Source organism: Zobellella denitrificans, from assembly GCF_002407485.1.
In the GTDB taxonomy this organism is placed as follows: Bacteria; Pseudomonadota; Gammaproteobacteria; order Enterobacterales; family Aeromonadaceae; genus Oceanimonas; species Oceanimonas denitrificans.
This window is the reverse complement of the sequence record NZ_CP012621.1, coordinates 106220-125305: the sequence shown is the minus strand read 5'-3', so window position 1 is coordinate 125305 and position 19086 is coordinate 106220. Positions and strand designations below refer to the sequence as shown.

15 protein-coding genes are annotated in these 19086 nt (G+C 66.5%); 7 read left to right on the top strand and 8 right to left on the bottom strand.

Features of this window, described 5'->3' with window-relative positions:
* Positions 1-19 precede the first annotated feature (19 nt).
* Complete coding sequence (locus AN401_RS00550; RefSeq protein ID WP_096778272.1) at positions 20-1339, top strand: hemolysin family protein; 1320 nt, start codon at positions 20-22, stop codon at positions 1337-1339.
* Positions 1340-1456: 117 nt separating this feature from the next.
* Here the strand turns inward: AN401_RS00550 and AN401_RS00545 are convergent, their stop codons facing one another.
* From AN401_RS00545 to AN401_RS00535, 3 genes are all read right to left on the bottom strand, one after another.
* On the bottom strand, positions 1457-2005 hold the full coding sequence (locus tag AN401_RS00545) for an AI-2E family transporter (RefSeq protein ID WP_269769034.1): 549 nt from the start codon (positions 2003-2005) through the stop codon (positions 1457-1459).
* A 67-nt stretch (positions 2006-2072) separates the two neighbouring features.
* Positions 2073-2564, bottom strand: coding sequence for a TIGR00645 family protein (locus AN401_RS00540; protein WP_094041177.1), 492 nt, complete (start codon positions 2562-2564; stop codon positions 2073-2075).
* Positions 2565-2659: 95 nt separating this feature from the next.
* Positions 2660-3832 carry a BaiN/RdsA family NAD(P)/FAD-dependent oxidoreductase gene (locus AN401_RS00535; protein WP_094041182.1) on the bottom strand — a complete coding sequence of 391 codons (1173 nt, stop codon included), beginning with the start codon at positions 3830-3832 and terminating at the stop codon, positions 2660-2662.
* A gap of 95 nt (positions 3833-3927) precedes the next feature.
* Between AN401_RS00535 and AN401_RS00530 the strand changes: the two genes are divergently transcribed.
* Both AN401_RS00530 and AN401_RS00525 read left to right on the top strand, forming a co-directional pair.
* Entirely contained in the window at positions 3928-5100 is a 1173-nt protein-coding gene (locus AN401_RS00530) for a methyltransferase (RefSeq protein WP_096778271.1), read from the top strand.
* A 137-nt stretch (positions 5101-5237) separates the two neighbouring features.
* Positions 5238-5678 (top strand): universal stress protein, encoded by a 441-nt coding sequence (locus tag AN401_RS00525; RefSeq protein ID WP_094041396.1) that lies wholly within the window; start codon positions 5238-5240, stop codon positions 5676-5678.
* Between the two features lie 303 nt (positions 5679-5981).
* On the opposite strand, the gene AN401_RS00520 is transcribed toward AN401_RS00525, so the two are convergent.
* Positions 5982-6905: a LysR family transcriptional regulator gene (locus tag AN401_RS00520; RefSeq protein ID WP_096778270.1), complete on the bottom strand. Its 924-nt coding sequence runs from the start codon at positions 6903-6905 to the stop codon at positions 5982-5984.
* A 465-nt stretch (positions 6906-7370) separates the two neighbouring features.
* Here AN401_RS00520 and AN401_RS00515 point away from each other — a divergent pair, with 465 nt between their 5' ends.
* The 4 genes from AN401_RS00515 to AN401_RS00500 all read left to right on the top strand — a co-directional run bounded on the left by AN401_RS00515 (position 7371) and on the right by AN401_RS00500 (position 12634).
* Positions 7371-8234, top strand: coding sequence for a carboxylate/amino acid/amine transporter (locus AN401_RS00515; protein WP_096778269.1), 864 nt, complete (start codon positions 7371-7373; stop codon positions 8232-8234).
* Between the two features lie 103 nt (positions 8235-8337).
* The gene (gene acuI, locus AN401_RS00510; RefSeq protein WP_096778268.1) at positions 8338-9312 is read left to right on the top strand and encodes an acrylyl-CoA reductase (NADPH); all 975 of its coding nucleotides are present in this window, start codon (positions 8338-8340) and stop codon (positions 9310-9312) included.
* A gap of 349 nt (positions 9313-9661) precedes the next feature.
* On the top strand, positions 9662-10663 hold the full coding sequence (locus tag AN401_RS00505) for a CobW family GTP-binding protein (RefSeq protein WP_096778267.1): 1002 nt from the start codon (positions 9662-9664) through the stop codon (positions 10661-10663).
* Between the two features lie 57 nt (positions 10664-10720).
* Entirely contained in the window at positions 10721-12634 is a 1914-nt protein-coding gene (locus AN401_RS00500; protein ID WP_096778266.1) for a methyl-accepting chemotaxis protein, read from the top strand.
* Positions 12635-12651: 17 nt separating this feature from the next.
* Here AN401_RS00500 and AN401_RS00495 read toward each other — a convergent pair whose 3' ends face one another.
* From AN401_RS00495 to prlC, 4 genes are all read right to left on the bottom strand, one after another.
* A complete protein-coding gene (locus tag AN401_RS00495) occupies positions 12652-13527 on the bottom strand; it encodes an MBL fold metallo-hydrolase (protein ID WP_094041063.1) in 876 nt (291 codons plus the stop codon).
* A gap of 105 nt (positions 13528-13632) precedes the next feature.
* Positions 13633-14391 carry a class I SAM-dependent methyltransferase gene (locus AN401_RS00490; RefSeq protein WP_094041064.1) on the bottom strand — a complete coding sequence of 253 codons (759 nt, stop codon included), beginning with the start codon at positions 14389-14391 and terminating at the stop codon, positions 13633-13635.
* The gene (locus AN401_RS00485; RefSeq protein ID WP_096778265.1) at positions 14360-16762 is read right to left on the bottom strand and encodes a putative bifunctional diguanylate cyclase/phosphodiesterase; all 2403 of its coding nucleotides are present in this window, start codon (positions 16760-16762) and stop codon (positions 14360-14362) included. The genes AN401_RS00490 and AN401_RS00485 overlap by 32 nt, the downstream gene beginning before the upstream one ends.
* 118 nt (positions 16763-16880) lie before the next feature.
* On the bottom strand, positions 16881-18923 hold the full coding sequence (prlC, locus tag AN401_RS00480; RefSeq protein ID WP_096778264.1) for an oligopeptidase A: 2043 nt from the start codon (positions 18921-18923) through the stop codon (positions 16881-16883).
* Between the last annotated feature and the right edge of the window lie 163 nt (positions 18924-19086).

The window sequence follows — 19086 nt, the reverse complement described above, 5'->3', positions numbered from 1 at the left end:
GGGACACCGAGGAGGCCGTATGGAGTTCGTTCTGTTAATCGCCCTGATCCTGTGCAACGGCCTCTTCGCCATGGCGGAGATCGCCCTGGTCACCGCCCGCAAGAGCCGCCTGCAACGGCTGGCCGACGAAGGCGACCGGGCGGCGGCGGTGGCGGTCCGCCTCGGCCGGGAGCCGACCCAGTTTCTTTCCACCGTGCAGATCGGCATCACCGCCATCGGCCTGCTCAACGGCATAGTGGGGGAAGCGGTCCTGGCCGGTCCCCTCGCCGGGCTGTTGCGGGAGGCCGGCCTGAGCCCGGGCGCCAGCGCCATCGCGGCCACCGTGATGGTGGTGGCCGGCATCACCTATGTCTCCATCGTCGTCGGCGAACTGGTGCCCAAGCGGCTCGCCCAGTTCAACGCCGAGGGCATCGCCCGGCGCGTGGCCCGGCCCGTGTCCTGGCTGGCGCAGCTGTCGCGCCCCTTCGTCTGGTTGCTGTCCGTCTCGACCGACGGCCTGCTGCGGCTGCTCGGCCAGCAGGCGCCGGGCGGCAGCCACCTGACCGAGGAAGACATCGACGCCATGCTGGTGGAAGGCTCCCTCAGCGGGGTGATCGAGCCCTATGAACACGACATGGTGCGCAAGATTTTCCGCCTCGACGACCGACGGATCCTCTCGCTGATGACACCGCGCAGCGACATCGTCTTCCTGGACATCGATCATCCCCGGGAGCTCATGCTGGCGCGGGTCAACGACTCCGAGCATTCCTGCTTCCCGGTGTGTCGGGGCGATATCCAGGAGGTGCTGGGCGTGGTCACCGCCAAGCAGTTGTTGCGCCAGCAGCTCAGTGCCTCGCCGCCGGCGCTGGGCGAGCTGCTGCAACCCGCGGTGTTCGTGCCCGAATCCCAGACCGGCTTGCAACTGCTGGCGCAGTTCCGCCGCTCCGGCATCCGCATGGTGTTCGTGGTGGATGAATACGGCGACGTCCTGGGGCTGGTGACCCAGCAGGATCTGCTGGAAGCCCTGGCCGGGGAGTTCAGCTCACCGGAGCCCGGGGAGGCCTGGGCCGTGCAACGGGAAGACGGCTCCTGGCTGCTGGACGGCCTGCTTCCGGTGCACGAGCTGCAGGACCGGCTCGGCCTGAAGCGGCTGCCGGGAGACGGACGCGGCCGCTACCATACCCTGGGCGGCATGCTGCTGTGGCTGTGGGGGCGCATGCCCGGCACCGGCGAACACCTGGACTGGGAGGGCTGGCGGCTGGAGGTGGTGGATCTCGACGGCAACCGCATCGACAAGGTGCTGGCCAGCCCGCTGGCCGACGCCGGTGGGCAGGCATCGGCCGGCGGCGAGACGCCCTGAGCCGGGGTGCCGACGCCGCCGGGAGGCCAACCAACTCAATCGCGATCGCGCCTCTGAACAAGCCAAACTAAAGCGCGCCACATCATCATCCTGGTCGCTCGGGAAACGCCCTGCTCCTCATGGCTGCGAGGCCGGGCCCAGGCTGTGCAGCCATTCACGCCAGATCGCCACCAGCAACGCCATCAGCACCGGGCCGATAAAAAGACCGACAATGCCCATGGTGGTCACCCCGCCGACAAGGCCGAAAAAGGTCGGCAGAAAAGGCAACTTGATGGGGCCGCCCACCAGCCGCGGCCTGATGGTCTTGTCGACGATAAACAGCTCGATCACGCCCCACAAAAACAGGCCCGCCGCCATCACTGTCTCTCCGGTGCCGGCCAGGTAGAGCGAAACCAGGGTAAAGGACAGCGGCGCGCCGCCGGGGATCAGGGCCATAAAGCCGGTCAACACCCCCAGCGCCACCGGAGACGGCACGCCGGCAAGCCAGTAGGCGATGCCCAGCACCGCCCCCTCGCCCAGGGCGACCAGCCCCATGCCGGTGACGGTGGAGCTGACGGTGGCCGGCACCATGCGGGAAAACCGGGCCCAATGTCCGCCCAGCACGGACTCGCCCACCCGATCCAGTTGAACGGCGAGGGCATGCCCGTCCTTGTACACGAAGAACAGGGTGATCAGCAGGCTCGGGTGTCCGGCAGCATAGCCACGGGCTGGCCAAGACTCCAGCCCGTCCGCCTCATTTGCTACGGGTGATCTTGTCCAGATAGCCCATGGCGAAGGCCGACAGCACGAAGGTGATATGGATCAGCAGGTACCACTTGATCTTGTCGTTGGGAATATTCTCGGTGTTCATAAACACCTTCAGCAGGTGGATGGAGGAGATCGCCACTATGGAGGCGGCCACCTTGTTCTTCAGCGAGCCGGCGTCGAGCTTGCCCAGCCAGCCCAGCTTGTCGTCGCTCTCCTCCACGTCCAGCCGGGACACGAAGTTTTCGTAGCCGGAGAACATCACCATCACGATCAGGCCGCCCACCAGGGCGATGTCGATCAGCGACAGGGTGACCAGGATCAGATCCACTTCCTTCATCGCCAGGATATTGGGCAGGATATGCAGGATTTCCTGGAAGAACTTGACGCCCAGCGCCACCAGCACCAGGCTCAGCCCCAGGTAGATCGGCGCCATGATCCAGCGCGACGAATACATCAGTTTTTCAATCAGTCTTTCCATCAGGGATACGCTCGCTCATCGGCAGAAGCAGAAGGGGCCATGCCCCGGAAACCGGGCCATCTTAGTGGTCATGTCGCCTATAAGGCAACTGGCACTCACACCACCTGGCCGGCGCACCAACCGGAGCTCCAGGCCCACTGGAAGTTGTAGCCGCCCAGCCAGCCGGTGACGTCCATCACCTCGCCCACGAAATAGAGGTTGGGCACCTTGTTGGCCATCATGGTCTTGGAGGAGAGTTCGTGGGTGTCCACCCCGCCCAGGGTCACCTCGGCGGTGCGGTAGCCCTCGGTGCCGCCGGGCTTCAGCGACCAGGCCGTCAGCCTTTCCTCTATCGCCGCCAGCTCCCTCGGGGTGTATTGCTTGAGCGGCTTGTTCACCAGCCCTTCCCGCGCCAGCAGCGCCTCCACCAGCCGTTTGGGCAGTTGGCGGCCGAGCCAGGTCTTCAGTTCCTGGTTGGGGCTGTCCGCCACTCCCTCGGCCAGCCGGCCGGCGGGCAGCAGCTCGAAGCAGACCCGCTCGCCGGGTTGCCAGTAGGAGGAGATCTGCAGCACCGCCGGGCCGGACAGGCCCCTGTGGGTGAACAGCAGGTTTTCGGCGAAGCGGGTGCCGTCCTCGCTCTCGGCCACCACCGGCAGGCTCACCCCGGCCAGGGGCTCCAGGCTTTGCTTGTCTTCCGGCTGCAGGGTAAAGGGCACCAGGCCGGCCCGGGTGGGCAGCACCCGCAAGCCGAACTGCTCCGCCAGCTTGTAGCCGAAGGGGGAGGCGCCGATCTTGGGCATGGACAGGCCGCCGGTGGCCACCACCAGGGAATGGCAGCTGTAGGCTTCGTCGTGGGTGGCGACCGTAAAGCCCTCGCCCAGCCGCTCCACCTCCAGGATCTCGGCCCGCAGGCGGATGCTGACGCCGGCCTGTTCGCACTCTTTCACCAGCATATCGACGATGTTCTGTGCCGAATCGTCGCAGAACAGCTGGCCCAGGGTCTTTTCGTGGAAGGCGATACGGTGCTTGTCCACCAGGGCGATAAAGTCCCACTGGGTATAGCGGGCCAGGGCCGACTTGACGAAATGGGGGTTGGCGCAGAGGAACGCCTTGGGCTCTACATGGTAGTTGGTGAAGTTGCAGCGGCCGCCACCGGACATCAGTATCTTGCGGCCGATGCGCTTGCCGTGATCCAGCACCAGCACCCGCCGCCCCCGCTTGCCCGCCTCGGCGGCACACATCAGGCCGGCGGCGCCGGCGCCGATCACGATTACATCCCAGGCCTGCATGGGCTTCCCCTCTCGTCGACACAAAGGCGCTATTCTAGCGCCCCGGTCCCGCCCCCGCTATCACGGCGCCGGGCTCGGCGCTATAATCCGCCCCCATGAGCGACCTGGCCGATCTTTTCGATACCCTGAGCACCCTGCTGCACCGCACCCGCGGCGACTGGCAGCGCTATCCCTTTACCTGCGATTCCCTGCCCTGGCCGGAACTCGCCCCCCTGCTCGAAGAACTGGACGACGCCCAACTGGAGGCGCTGGAGGCCGACCCGGCCGCCGCCCAGGCCTGCCTGGCCGAGTGGCGCCCGGACGCCGTCGCCCTCAACCGGCCGCGGCTCCCGCCGCTGGCGCGGGCCGCCGACTATGCCACCCCGCGCTGGAGCAACGGCATCCCCGGACGGAAATGGGCGCAGATCAAGGATTTTGCCGCCAATATCAGCGGAACTCATCCCATCCTGGAGTGGTGCGCCGGCAAGGGCCACCTCGGCCGGCTGCTGGCCCAGCAGTCGGCGCGGCCGGTCACCAGCCTGGAATGGAACCCGGATCTGTGCCGCCAGGGCGAGCAGCTGGCCGAGCGACTCGGGCTCGAGCACCGCTTTGTCTGCGCCGATGCCCTGGCCGAGGCCGCCGCCGGGCTCTTCGCTGCCGAGCAGCAGGCCCTGGCCCTGCACGCCTGCGGCGAGCTGCACCTGCGCTTTTTGCGCCATGCGGCCGCCGCCGGCACCCGGACGCTGGCGCTCTCTCCCTGCTGCTACCACCTGATCGAGGGCGACCGCTACCGGCCGCTGTCCGCCGCCGGCCGGGCCCGGGATCTCGGGCTGGACCGCCAGGATCTGCGGCTGCCGCTGCAGCAGCAGGTGACCGGCGGCGAACGGGTGCGCCGGCTGCGCCGCATCGAGCTGAGCTGGCGGCTGGCCTTCGACGAGCTGCAACGGGCGCTGAGGGGACAGGATGAATACCTGCCGCTGCCCTCCTTCCCCAAACAGCTGCTGAGCGGCGATTTCGCCGACTTCGCCCGCTGGGCCTGCGGGCAAAAGGAGATCCCCGCCCCCGCCACCCTGAACGGCGAGCACTGGCTGGCCCGGGCCGAGCCGCGCCGGCTGATGGTCCAGCGCATCGAGCTGGTGCGCCACCTCTACCGCTACCCGCTGGAGCTGTGGCTGCTGCTGGACCGGGCCCTGTTCCTCGAAGAGCGGGGCTACCGGGTACGACTGGGCACCTTTACCGAACCGGCCAACAGTCCCCGCCGTTATTTGATCCAGGCCAGCCGGGGCTGAAATAGCGTCCCGGCCATCTTGTCCCGGCCGCCCGTCCTGGCCTATGCTGCTGGCATCAGGCGCGGTGCGAAATTCCCGCCCAGCTCACGGTTTAACGGCTAATGGATTGATAGACTTGGGAAAAAAGGAGAAGTGCCATGACAGAACCCTATCAGTACAAGCATATCCTGGCGGCGGTCGACATGACCGAGAAAAACCGCAAGGTGATCGCCAAGGCGGTGGATCGCGCCCGTGCCAACCAGGCCAAGTTGTCCGTCATCCACGTGGATGTGGATCTCAAGGATCTCTACACCGAGATGATCGACATCGATATCGACAATATCCAGGATCAGGTGGTGGCCGACGCCAAGCAGCGGCTGGAGGAATACCTGGGCGATCTGGGCTATCCCATCGAGAAAAAGCTGGTGATCTGCGGCGATCTGGCGCTGAAAGTGAACGAAGCGGTGGAGCAGAACCAGATCGACCTGCTGGTCTGCGGCCACGAGCAAAGCTTCTGGAGCCTGCTCACCTCCTCCGCCCGTCAGTTGATGAACACCGTGCCCTGCGACATGCTGGTGGTGCCCCTGCCCAAGGAATAAGCCCCAAGGGCGGTTGGCTGCTGACAAACCTTCGGGCTTACCTAAACAGGCAACACCTGAACCAGTACAGGCGGACAAAGGGAACGGCTCCGCCGACCGTCACATGCCAGGGATGGCATGTGCGAGCTTACAGGGGGCGAGCTTGCTCGCCGCGACGAGCGGTTTCGGCCTGACCGAACATCCAGTGAATGTTCGCAGCAGGCCGAAACAGCGAGTGTCATATTTTGTAGCGTGTCGGCGGAGTTGGCCCTTTGGCCGACTCCTGCCAGTGCAACAGGCGAGGTTGTCATCAAGCCGCGGCCCTCACTCCACCCGGCACAAGCTCTCTCCCACCTCCCGCAGCAGTTGCCGGAACCAGACCAGCGCCGGATCGAACTCGGTCAGCGGATGCTGGGCCAGCACATAGGTGCTGTACAACGGCTCGTCCAGGCGGTGGCTCTGCAACGGGTAGTAATGGCAGAAATCCCGGGCGATCAGCTCCGGCACCATGGCCAGGTAGCGACCGGTGGCCAGCAGCTTGGGCAGCGCCTCGAAGCTCGGCACCCACACCGCGATATGGCGCTCCAGCCCCTGCTCCTTCAGCCAGTGTTCCACCAGGGTCTGGTTGTGGCCCCAGGTGGAGGTGGACACATGGCTCCAGGCCACCAGTTCGGCGGCCGACATCACTTCGGGCAGGCCGCTGCCCCGCGCCGACAGGCACACCATGGGGTTGTCGAACCAGGGTTCGCACAGCAGCCGCGGGGACAGGTGGCCGGCGCCGGCAAAGCCCACCACCAGATCCAGGCCGCCCCGGGCCAGACTGTCTTCGTAGTCGGAGTCGACCAGCTCGCTGATGGCCAGCCGGCAGGCCGGCGCCCGCCGGTGCAGCAGCTCCACCAGTTGGGGCACGGCGCCGTGTTCGATGGAGGACGGCACCGCCAGGCGGAAAGTGCGGGTCGAGGAGGCGGGTTCGAACCCCGCCGACTGGCGCACCCCCTGCTCCAGCAGGGCCAGGGCCTGGCGCACCGGTGCCGCCAGCGCCTGGGCCCGGCCCGTGGGCCGCATCTCCTTGCGGGTCATCACGAACAGGGGATCGCCCAGAGCCAGGCGCAGCCGGGCCAGGGCATGGCTGACGGTGGACTGGGACAGGTTCAGCTGCTCCGCCGCCCGGGTGACGTTGCGGCTTTGCATCAGCACGTCGAACACCCGCAGCAGGTTCAGATCCAGCCGTTGATAGAGATTATCCATCGATATTTACCATACTTCCATGGTGATAATTCATTTCTTACATGAATTATCTGACCATAGAATGTGCGCCACAGACAAGTTAATCGTCGGCGTGGTGGAGTTGTTTCATCCGGCGGCCTGACCGAACAGGGTTCTGGGCATGGTGGCATCATGGGGGGTACTGCCTGTCTGTCGTGATACCGGGGTTATTCGAGGTAATGCCGGTATGACGACAAAAACGGAATGTTCGGGGTCGGGCGGCACGGGTTGCCACGCTGACAACCTTTTCGGGCGCGATGCCCAAGAGTTCTGCGTGTGGTGTTGAACCACTTTGTTTGGGGACGTCATTCTCTCCTTTATGACAAACCTGATGTTGGTCCCGGGCCGGTGCATTGCGCCGGCTTTTTTTATGGGCCCGCGGCTGGATCGGCCCCCGGCTTTGCGCCATCATAGCGCCCCATCTTTACCAATGACGAAAATTCACCCATGTCCTATCTGGTCTTTGTCACCCTGCTGTGGGCCTTTTCCTTCAGCCTGATCGGCGTCTACCTGGCCGGCGCCGTGGACAGCTACTTCTCGGTGCTGAGCCGCGTGGCCCTGGCCGCCCTGCTGTTCCTGCCCTTCCTCTCCCGGCGCCTGCCGGCGCGGCTGGCGCTGGGGCTGATGGGCTGCGGCGCCGTGCAGCTCGGCATCATGTATCTCTTTTATTACCAGTCGTTCCTGTTGCTGACGGTGCCCGAGGTGCTGATCTTCACCGTGCTCACGCCCATCTACGTCACCCTGATCTACGATCTGCTCAACCGGCGCTTCAACCCCGGCTACCTGCTCACCGCCGCCCTGGCGGTGCTGGGCGCCCTGGTGATCCGCTTCGACGGCATCACCGACACCTACCTGCTCGGTTTCGCGGTGGTGCAGGGCGCCAACCTCTGCTTCGCCCTCGGCCAGGTCGGCTACAAGGTGCTGATGGAGCGCTATCCGCAACATCCGCCCCAGCATCGGCTGTTCGGCTATTTCTACCTGGGCGCCCTGCTGGTGGTGGTGCCGGCCTGGCTGTGGCTCGGCAGCGACCGCTACCCCGCCAGCGGCCTGCAGTGGGGCATACTGCTGTGGCTGGGCCTGGGCGCCTCGGGCCTGGGCTATTTCCTGTGGAACAAGGGCGCCACCCTGGTCAATGCCGGCGCCCTGGCAATCATGAACAACGCCCTGGTGCCCGCCGGCCTGCTGGTCAACCTGCTGATCTGGAACCGGGAAGCGGACCTGCTGCGGCTCGGCCTGGGCGGACTCATCATCATCGCCTCGCTCTGGCTCAACGAAGCCTGGATCAAAACCCCGGAAGCCGCCCGGACCTGATGGCGCCGGGGTCACAAAATCGCAATTTAGCCGGTGCCGGCCATGGCAATCCGCACCGGCCTCCTTACACTGGGTCATAGGAAACAGTGCCGAGGAGAACACCATGTTTACCGCCCTACTATTAGAAGAATCCGGCAAACAAACCCAAGCCCGCCTGCAGCGGCTGAACGAGCACCAGCTCACCACCGGCGACGTGCTGGTGAAGGTCGACTACTCCACCCTCAACTACAAGGACGCCCTGGCCATTACCGGCAAGGGCAAGATAGTGCGCCAGTGGCCCATGGTGCCCGGCATCGACTACGCCGGCACCGTGCTGGCCTCGGATCACCCGGACTACCGCATCGGCGACGAGGTGCTGCTTACCGGCTGGGGCGTGGGCGAACAATACTGGGGCGGCCTGGCGGAGAAGGCCAGCGCCAAGGGAGACTGGCTGATCCCCCTGCCGCCGGGCATGAGCGCCAAGCGGGCCATGGCCATCGGCACCGCCGGCTTTACCGCCATGCTCAGCCTGATGGCGCTGGAGCATGCGGGCATCACCCCCGGCCAGGGCCCGGTGCTGGTCACCGGCGCCACCGGCGGCGTGGGTTCGGTGGCGGTGCGGCTGCTGGCCGGCGCCGGCTTCGAGGTGCATGCCTCCACCGGCCGGCCCGAGCACGGTGACTGGCTGACCTCCCTGGGCGCGGCCGCCATCATCCCCCGCGCCGAGCTGGACGCCGAGCCGGCGCCGCTGGAAACCCAGCGCTGGGCCGGCGCCGTGGACACCGTGGGCGGCCGCACCCTGGCCAAGATCCTGAGCCAGACCAAAATGGACGGCGCCGTGGCCGCCTGCGGCCTGGCCGGCGGCGTGGCCCTCAACACCACCGTCATGCCCTTTATCCTGCGCGGGGTGCAGTTGCTCGGCATCAACTCGGTCTATATGCCCAAGGCCAAGCGCATCGAAGCCTGGCAGCGGCTGCAGGAAAGCCTGCCGCTCGACTTCGAAGACCAGGCCCAGGTGCTGACCCTGGAGCAGAGCATAGCGGCGGCCCGGGATCTGCTGGCCGGCAAACTCAGGGGCAGGGTGGTGATCCAGCCCTGAGGCATTTGTTCCCACGGCGGGCACGCCCGCCGTTCAGTTTATTGACTTCGTCGTCTGAACACCTTAACGAAGTCAGCCAAAGGGCCCACTCCGCCGACACGCTGTAAATACATCCCTGTACGCTCGCACATGCCATCCCTGGCATGTGACGGTCGGCCGGAGTGGACCCTTTGTCTTTCTTTCTGGTATAGACGTTGCCTGTTTAGTTCAGCCTGAAGTTTTCCGCCGTCTGTACGACGCGCCTACCCACCGTTGTGCCAAGGCGGTTGGTTTAAGGAAGGCCTCGGCCCTTACCCGCCCTTGTCAAAATATGTTATAAAGTAACAAAACCATTTTCCCGGACCCACTCATGAGCACTCCCGTCACCACCCACCTCGTCATGGGCTTTCTCGGCAGCGGCAAGACCACCCTGCTGCGCCACCTGCTGGCCCACAAGCCGGAGCAGGAGCGCTGGGCCATCCTGGTCAACGAGTTCGGCGAGGTGGGCATAGACGGCGCCCTGCTCAGCGATCAGGGCGCCACCATCAAGGAAGTGCCCGGCGGCTGCCTGTGCTGCGTGTCCGGCCTGCCCTTCCAGATCGGACTCAACGCCCTGCTGCACAAGGCCAGGCCCGATCGCCTGCTGATCGAGCCGAGCGGCCTGGGCCACCCCAGCCGCATCCTCGACATTCTCACCAACGAGCACTACCGGGAGGTACTGCAACTGGGCCCCGCCTTCTGCCTGGTGGACCCGCGCCAGTGGGCCGACCCACGCTACCGGGAGCACGACACCTACCAGGATCAGCTGGCCCTGGCGGACATACTGGTGGCCAACAAAACGGACCTGTGCAGCGAGGCGGAGCTCGAGGCCCTGCGCCGGGGCCTGGACGGCTACCGGCCGCCCAAGCAGGCGCTGGTGGAGGTCTGCCAGGGCCAGCTGGATCCGGCCTGGCTGCAGGGCGAGCACAATCCGGAGCGCCGGGCGGCCCATCCCCAGGCCCACGAACAGAACGCCCCCCGGCCGCTGCTCGCCGACCCCGGCCCCCGCCTCAGCCGCGGCCAGCCCTGGCGCCGCTACAGCAACCACGGCCAGGATCATTTTTCCATCGGCTGGCGCTTTCTCGACGAGGTGGTGTTCGACCAGGCGGCGGTCGAGGCGTTTTGCGCCGAATTCGAGGTGGCGAGGCTGAAGGCGGTGCTGCGGGTGGAAGACGGCTGGCGCGCCTTCAACAAGGTGGACGGCCGGCTCAGCGTCTATCGCATCGCCCCCCAGCGGGAAGGCCGGCTGGAGCTGATCGATCCCGCTCCCCTGGCCGCCCAGCCGCTGCACCAGCGGCTGATGCAGACGGTGCTATCGCTGCCCTCGTCATAAAACTGTCACGAGATTGTCTTAGTCTGCCGGCCACAAGGATACGTTAGGGTCTGGCCGATGAAAGTTTCGCTGTTTTCGATGTTGTCTTCGCTGCTGCTGATCGCCCTGGCGCTGCTGCTGGCCGGCGCCTTCTACCTGGGAGATCTGCGCCTGCAGCAGGGGGAAGCAACCCGCGCCGGGCTGGAGCAGCTGCGCCGCGATGCCAATATCTCCCTCTACCGCACCATCTCCGCCTACCTGGCGAGCGGCGACACCAGCCTGATGACCGAGGCCGAGCACCAGTTGCAGGCGATGGAAACCGCCCTCGGCCACCATGCCGGCGGCGAGCCGGCGCAACAGGCGGTGGCGCGGCTCCATCAGCAGCTGACCCACGACTTCCGCGAGGCGGGCAAGCTTTCCGGCAACAGCCAGCACCTGCTGCAACACGCCGAACAGGAGCTGGCCGACCAGCTCAGGGCCCTGGCCCGCTACGCCGACGCCCCCCACAGCCTGGCCCCCCGCTACCAGGCCCTGGTGGGGGAAATGCTGGCCGCCCTGCCCCGCCTTATCCACCTGCGCCAGGGCTATATCGGCGACAACAGCCCCCAGCTCCGCCAGGCCCTGGACTTTCAGTTGAACGAGTTGACCCAGCTGTCCGTCCAGCTCCAGGCCCTGCCCCTGCTGGGCATCTACCAGGAGCAGGAAGTGGACGAGTTCGCCCTGCGCAAACCCAAGCCGGTGGAGCTGGGCGAGGCCCCCCGCCGGGAGGTGCACAGCCTGCTCAACCGTTACCCCAAGGAGCTGGGCAACACCCAGGACACCCTGGCCCTGCGCGGCCAGGCCTCGGACGCCCTGGGCGCCAGCCTGAACGACATTGAGCAACAGCTGGATTTGCTGGTGGAGCGGCAGGAAGCGGTCCGCGTGCAGGAATACCGGCAACTGGCCCTGCTGCTGCTGGCCCTGTGCGCCACCCTGCTGCTGTTCGCCCTGCTCAGCTACCTGTTCCAGCGGGTGCTGGTGGTCAACCGCCTGCGCCTGCTGCGCAACGCCTTCCGCCAGCTGGTGCAGGACGGCCAGCTCGCCACCCTGCCGGTAACCCACCCCAACAGCGAGCTGGGCCAGATCGCCACCAGTTTCAACGGCCTGATCGAAAGCCTGCAGCAACAGCAGCACAGCCGGGCCGGGCAGCTGCAGCACGTGTCCCAGGCCCTGGAGCAGATGATCGAAGAGGTGCTGGATATCCAGCGCCATACCCAGACCACCGACCAGACCATGAGCGGCAGCGTCGACATGGTCAACGAGCTCAACCACCTGGCCCAGCAGATGCGCCAGGCCACCGACGACATCGCCCTCACCGCCCGCGACAACCTGCAGGCCATGGGCGTCAGCCGGGAAAAGGTGGAGCAATTGGTACACACCGCCGAGCAGAGCCAGCAGGCCGCCGAAACCGGCCGCCAGGCCCTGGACAGCCTGGTCCGCTCGGTCGGCGACGCCTCCGCCATCATCGGGGTGATCCAGCAGATCGCCGAACAGACCAACCTGCTGGCGCTCAATGCGGCTATCGAGGCGGCCCGGGCCGGGGAGCACGGGCGGGGCTTCGCGGTGGTGGCGGACGAGGTGCGCAAGCTCTCGGGCAATACCCAGGGCTCGCTCAGCGAGATCGGCGGCATCATGGAGCGGCTGCGCCTGGCCAGCGACGAGCTCAACCTGACCATCAGCAAGATGATGCAGGCCGCCGCCGCCCAGCACGATCAGGCCCAGACCCTGATGGAGGTGACCGAGCAGGTGCGCGCCACCTCCCAGGCCACCACCACGGTGGCGGAGCGGGGCGCCGGCCACGCCGACAGCCAGGCCGCCGAACTGGGCCGTTTCATGGGGCTGATGGACGAGCTGAAGGGCCAGTCCACCGAGGTGTCGGCCCGGGCCGGTCAGGTGGTGGCGCGCATCCGCAGCCAGGCCGGCACCATCACCGCCATGCTGCAGCAGGCCTGAGCCTGCCGTTCAGGCGGCTACAAGCGGTTGATGGGGATCTTCAGGTAGATGCCGCCGTCGTCTTCCGGCGGCGGCATACGACCGGCGCGGATATTGACCTGGATGGCCGGCAGGATCAGCCGGGGCATGGCCAGGGTGGCGTCCCGCTCGTCGCGCATCGTCACGAATTCGGCCTCTTCGACGCCCTCCCGCACATGGATATTGTGCCGGCGCTGCTCGCCGACCGTGGTCAGGTACTGGTGTTCCCGTCCCGGCCTGGGATAGTCGTGACAGATATAGATGACGGTGTCCTCGGGCAGGGCCAGCAGACGATGGATGGACTGGTACAGCCGGCTCGCGCTGCCGCCGGGAAAATCGCACCGGGCGGTGCCCACATCCGGCATAAACAGGGTATCGCCGACGAAGACCGCCTGTTCGTTGACGATATAGGCCAAATCCGCCGGGGTATGGCCGGGGGTGTGCATCACCCGGAAGCGGAGTTCGCCCACCTCGAAGGTGTCGCCATCGGCGAACAGCTGATCGAACTGGCTGCCGTCGGGCAGGAAGGCCCGTTCCAGGTTGAAGACCCGGCGGAAGATGCCCTGCACCTCCCGGATATGCTCGCCGATGGCGATCCTGCCGCCCAGTTGCTCGCGGATGAAGGGGGCCGCCGACAGGTGATCCGCGTGGGCGTGGGTTTCCAGTATCCAGTGCAGGGTCAGCCCCTGTTCCCGGACAAAGTCCACCAGTTGTTGCGCCGTGTCGGTGCGGGTACGGCCCGACTTGTAGTCGAAGTCCAGCACCGGGTCGATCACCACCGCCTGGCCGCCGGGCCGGTCGTACACCACATAGCTGAAAGTTTCGCTGTCTTGGTCCAGAAAGGCCCTGACGAGCGGGGCGCCGTGCCGAGTCATGTTGTTGTCCTCCTGATGGCGGAAGCCGATTTAAATTAGTATAAACTAATTTACAGCATACTTCCTCGCGTATCGCCATCGCAAGCAGCCCGCCCGGCTGCCGGCCTACAGCGCCGCTTTCACATAGAGATCGAAGCGGTTGTTCTTGCTCTCGATCTGCGCCGAAGGCGTGACCCCGTCGAGGAAGCCGGCGTAATCGGGCCGCTTGACCACCACCCGGGCGCGGGCCAGGGCCAGCGCCTGGGGCAGCAGGGCGTCGGCGTCTTCGTCCGCGCCCACCAGGGAGTGGAACACCCGCATTTCCTTCTTCACCAGCGCCGACTTCTTCTTGTGGGGAAACATGGGATCCAGGTAGACCACATCCGGTGCGTCGGTGATGTCCGCCAGGCCCTGGCCGAACGGCAGCAGCCGCAGTCGCTCGGCAACCCAGCCACCGATCTCCGGATCCAGGGCCGCCCGGCGCAGGCCATCGGCGAGCAGGGCGTGCACCACCGGATGGCGCTCGCACAGGGTCACGGCGCAGCCCAGCGAGGCCAGCACGAAGGCATCCCGGCCCAGGCCGGCGGTGCCGTCCACCACGCTCGGGTTGTGGCCGTGCTTGAGCCCCACCGCCCGGGCGATGCTCTGGCCCCGGCCGCCGCCGAACTTGCGCCGGTGCGCCACGGCGCCTTCCACAAAGTCCACGAACACGGCGCCGAGTTTGGGCTCGTCCAGCTTGCGCAGCTCCAGCCGGCCCTGGCTGTACACCAGGGCGAAGGGCGCCGGCGCCGTCACCCCGGCCAGGCGCCGGGCCAGTTGCCCGCCCTCGTCCGCCAGGGCGGGGTCTTCCACATCAATCTGTATCGGGTACTGAGTGTCCGCCATAGGACTCCAAAAAAGGCAGCAATTCACGAATGGCCAGGGGCCGGGCGATCAGGTAGCCCTGCAGGTAATGGCAGGGCTGGGCGGCAAGATACGCCGCCTGGGCCTCGGTTTCCATCCCTTCGATCACCACCGACATGCCCAGGTCGCCGATGATGCGCAGTATGCCCTCCAGCAGCAGGCCGTCGCGCCGGTTGCCGGGCAGGTGGTCGATAAAGCTCTTGTCGATCTTGACCAGGTCGATGGGAAAGGCGCGCAGGTAGTTGAGCGCCGAATAGCCGGTGCCGAAATCGTCGATGGCGATGCGGCAACCCGCCTCGCGCAGGGCGCGGATCCGCTCCAGGTGCTGTTCATTGCCCTGCATGAACAGGGACTCGGTGATCTCGAAGATGATGTGCCGGGGCGACAGGCCGTGCTGCTGGATCACCGACAGCCATTCGCCGCCGTCCAGCCCCAGGCTCTGGAACTCCAGGCTGGAGCGGTTGATGGCCATGTCCAGGTCGTAGCCGGCCTGGTGCAGCCGGCGCAGGTCGGCGCAGGCCCGGTTCAGCACCCAGTCGCCCAGGGCCTGCACCATGCCGCACTCCTCCGCCACCGGCACGAACTCCGCCGGGGAGATGAAGCCCAGGGCGGGATGCTGCCAGCGCACCAGTGCCTCCAGTTTGGTGATGCTGCCGGTCCCGGCCGCGACGATGGGCTGGTAGTGCAGGCTGAGGCCGCCCTGTTTGATGGCCTCCACCAGCTCGTGCTGCAGCCGCAGCCGGCGGCTCTGAAAGCGGTTGAGCTGGCTGTCGTACAGGGCCAGGGACTGCTTTTTCTGCTTGGCACCGAACAGCGCCAGCTCCGCGTGCTGCAGCAGGCTTTCGGCGTCTTCCTCCTCGGCGCCGGGCCAGAGCGCCCCGCCCAGGGTGGCATCCACGTAGAGGTGCTGGCTGGCCAGGTGCAGCGGCCGGTTGAGCGCACCCAGCAGGTGCTTGCCGAAGATGCGCGCCTGGCGGTGCTGCACTATGCCGGGCACCAGCACCGCGAATTCGTCGCTGCCGATGCGGGCCAGGAAATCGCCGCCGCGCAGCCGGCTCCGCAGCCGGCCCGCCACTTCCCGCAGCACCTGATCCCCCACCCTGTGGTTCATGGCGTTGTTGAACAGCCGGAAGTTGTTGAGATCCAGGATCATCAGGGCGAAGGGTTCACCCCCCTGGCAGCACAGGTTCAGGCGATGCTGGAAGCTGGCCCGGTTGGCCAGGCCGGTGAGGCCGTCTTCCTCCGCCAGTTGCACCGGCTGCGGCGCCGACGGCTTGACGTGGCTGATGTCGCTGAACACCGCCAGGTACTGGCGGACCCGCCCCCGCTGCCGCAGGGTGGTGATCCTGAGAAATTCCGGGTACACCTGGCCGTTCTTGCGCCGGTTCCACACCTCGCCCTGCCAGCAGCCGTGCTCCCGCAGCGCGGCGTTCATGGCCTGGTAGAACTCCTTGGCATGCATGCCCGACTTCAGCAGCGAGGGGAAACGGCCGATCACCTCGCAGGCGGTGTAGCCGGTGATGCGCTCGAAGGCCGGGTTCACCGCCAGGATGCGGGTGCTGGCATCGCAGATCATCAGCCCTTCCGGGCGGAACTGCTCCAGGCTCTGGGTCAGCTGCAGCCCGCCCTCGTCCGGACGTTGCCGCTCCAGTCCCTCCAGCAGGCCGACGAAATGATCGGGCCGGCCCTGCTCGTCGGGCACCAGGGTCAGGTGCATGCGTCCCCGGAACACCTGGCCGTTCTGGTGCAGGTAACGCTGCTCCAGGGTGGCCATGCCCTGCCCCGGCTCCTGGCCCAGGCGCTGGTAAAGGCGCAGGCTGTCGGGCCAGTCGGCGGAATGGGTCAGGTAGCTGACCGACTTGCCCGACAGCTCGGCCGGGGCAAAGCCCAGGGCCCGCTGCAGTTGGGGGTTGCTCCAGAGGATGGTGCCGGTCGGGCTCAGCTTGAGCAGCGGCAGGGGCAGATGGTTGAGCAGGATCAGCGAGCGGGTGGCGATACGGGCCCGATCGTGCTGGCTGAAGATGGCACGGAACAGCCGGGGCCAGGTGGCCGCCGGCAGGCGCTGGCCCCGGCGCTGCCACAGGAACAGCAGGCCATAGCCCGGATAACAGGGCGACAGGGACAGGAAGTAGCCCGCGCCGGCCTGCAGCGCCCGGCAGTGATGCCGGCCCAGCGGTTGCCGGCCCTTGCGCAACCCGTGCAGGGCCACCTCGGGCAAGGCCACGCCGGCGGCCAGCACCGGCTGCCATCCCCCCTCCTGCAACCGGCACAACAGGGCGCCGTCGGCCACCTGCTGTTCCACCAGTTGATCCAGGCACCAGAGGTTAAACCATGATGCGACCTTGCTTTCCATACCGCCAAATTGTCCGAGAGCCCGTGCGAGTCACCCGTGTATACCTTATCCGGCCGGGGCCTGGCCAGTGGCGGGCACAAAAAAGGTGGCCTCGGCCACCTTTTATGTTTCTGTGCCCTCAGGCGGCGATGCCGGAGTGGCGCAGCAGGGCGTCTATCTTCGGCTCCCGGCCGCGGAACTGCTTGAACAGCTCCATCGGCTCTTTCGCGCCGCCCTGCTCCAGCACCGCGTGCAGGAAGTCGCGGCCCACCCTGGCCGAGAACACCCCTTCCTCCTCGAAGCGGGCGAAGGCGTCGCTGGACAGCACCTCGGCCCACTTGTAGCTGTAGTAGCCCGCCGCGTAGCCGCCGGCGAAGATGTGGGAGAAGCTGTGCTGGAAGCGGTTGAACTCGGGCGGCGGCAGCACCGATACCCTGCTGCGCACCTGGTTCAGTATTTCCTGTACCCGGCCGGGCCGGGCGCCGTCCCGGGCCATGTGCAGGCGGAAGTCGAACAGGGCGAACTCCAGCTGGCGCAGCATCATCAGCGCCGAGTGGAAGTTGCGCGCCGCCAGCATCCGCTCCAGCATGTCCGCCGGCAGCGGCTCGCCGGTCTCGAAGTGGCCGGAGATAAAGGCCAGCGCCTCGGGCTGCCAGCACCAGTTTTCCAGGAACTGGCTGGGCAGCTCCACCGCGTCCCAGGCCACGCCGTTGATGCCGGCCACCCCGGCCACGTCCACCTTGGTCAGCATGTGATGGATGCCGTGGCCGAACTCGTGGAACAGGGTCAGCACCTCGTTGTGGGTGAACAGGGCTGGCTTGTCGCCCACCGGGCCGTTGAAGTTGCAGGTCAGGTAGGCCACCGGCTTCTGCAGGCTGCCGTCCTCCCGGTAGCGGCGGCCGATGCAGTCGTCCATCCAGGCGCCGCCGCGCTTGTTGGCGCGGGCGTAGAGATCCAGGTAGAAGCTGCCGCGCAGCTCGCCGCTGTCGTCGTAGATGTCGAAGAAGCGCACGTCCGGATGCCACACCTCCACCCCGAAGCGCTCCCTGACCTTGATGCCGAACAGCCGCTTCACGGTCTCGAACAGGCCGTGCACCACCTTCTGTTCGGGGAAGTAGGGGCGCAGCTCCTCGTCGGAGATGGCGTACTTGTGCTGCTTGAGCTTTTCGGCGTAGTAGCTGATGTCCCAGGCGTTGAGCCGCGCGACGCCGTGCTGCTCGCGGGCGAAGGCGGTCAGCTCGGCCAGTTCCGCCTCGCCCTGGGGATGGGAGCGTTCGGCCAGCTGTTCGAGGAAGTCCAGCACCTGCTGCTCGCTCCGGGCCATCTTGGTGGCCAGGGACACCTGGGCATAGTTGTCGTAGCCCAGCAGCTCGGCCAGCTCCTGCTTGAGCGCCAGGGTTTCCTCTATGATGGCGGTGTTGTCGAACTGGCCGGCATTGGGGCCCTGATCCGAGGCCCGGGTGCAATAGGCCCGGTACAGCTCCTCGCGCAGGGCGGCGTCATCGGCGTACATCATCACCGGCAGGTAGGAGGGAATGTCGAGGGTGAACACCCAGCCGTCCAGCTCCCGGGCCCTGGCCTGGGCCTCGGCCGCCGCCAGGGCGGACTCGGGCAGGCCGGCCAGCAGCGCCTGGTCGGTGATGTGCTTGACCCAGGCCTGGGTGGCGTCCAGCACCCGGTTGGAGAAGGTGGAAGCCAGCTCCGACAGCCGGGCCTGGATGGCCCCGAAGCGTTTCTTCTGCTCCGCTTCGAGGGCGATGCCCGACAGCCGGAAGTCGCGCAGGGTGTTGTCCACCTCCTTCTGCTGGGCCAGGCTCAGCTTCTTGAAATCGTCCCGGTCCGCCAGGCTTTGGTAGGCTTCGAACAGGCCCTCGTGCTGGCCCATCCAGGTATGGTACTCGGACAACAGCGGCAGGCAGGACTCATAGGCCTGGCGCAGCGCCTCGCTGTTCATCACCCCGTTCAGGTGGCCGATGGGCGACCAGATCCGGCTCAGGTGGTCGTTCACTTCCTCCAGCGGCGCCACCAGGTTGTCCCAGGTGAACTCCTCGTGGCGCGCCAGCACCGTTTCCACCCGCTTCTTGCAATCCGCAATGGCATGCTCCACCGCCGGCTTGATGTGCTCCGGCTTGATCTGGCTGAACGGCGGCAAGCCGTCCATGGTAAGTAGCGGATTCGTCATGGTCCTGTACCTCTTATTGTTTTGGCCGTCGCCTGCCCGCGGGCAGGGAGGGGATATTCCCTAACATGATGACGGCGGCGCCAATGTTCAAGCTTTTCCTGATCCTGTTCCCTGATTGACCGCCGGAGTGCTCAATTACTGACCAGATGCCCGGCAGAAACTT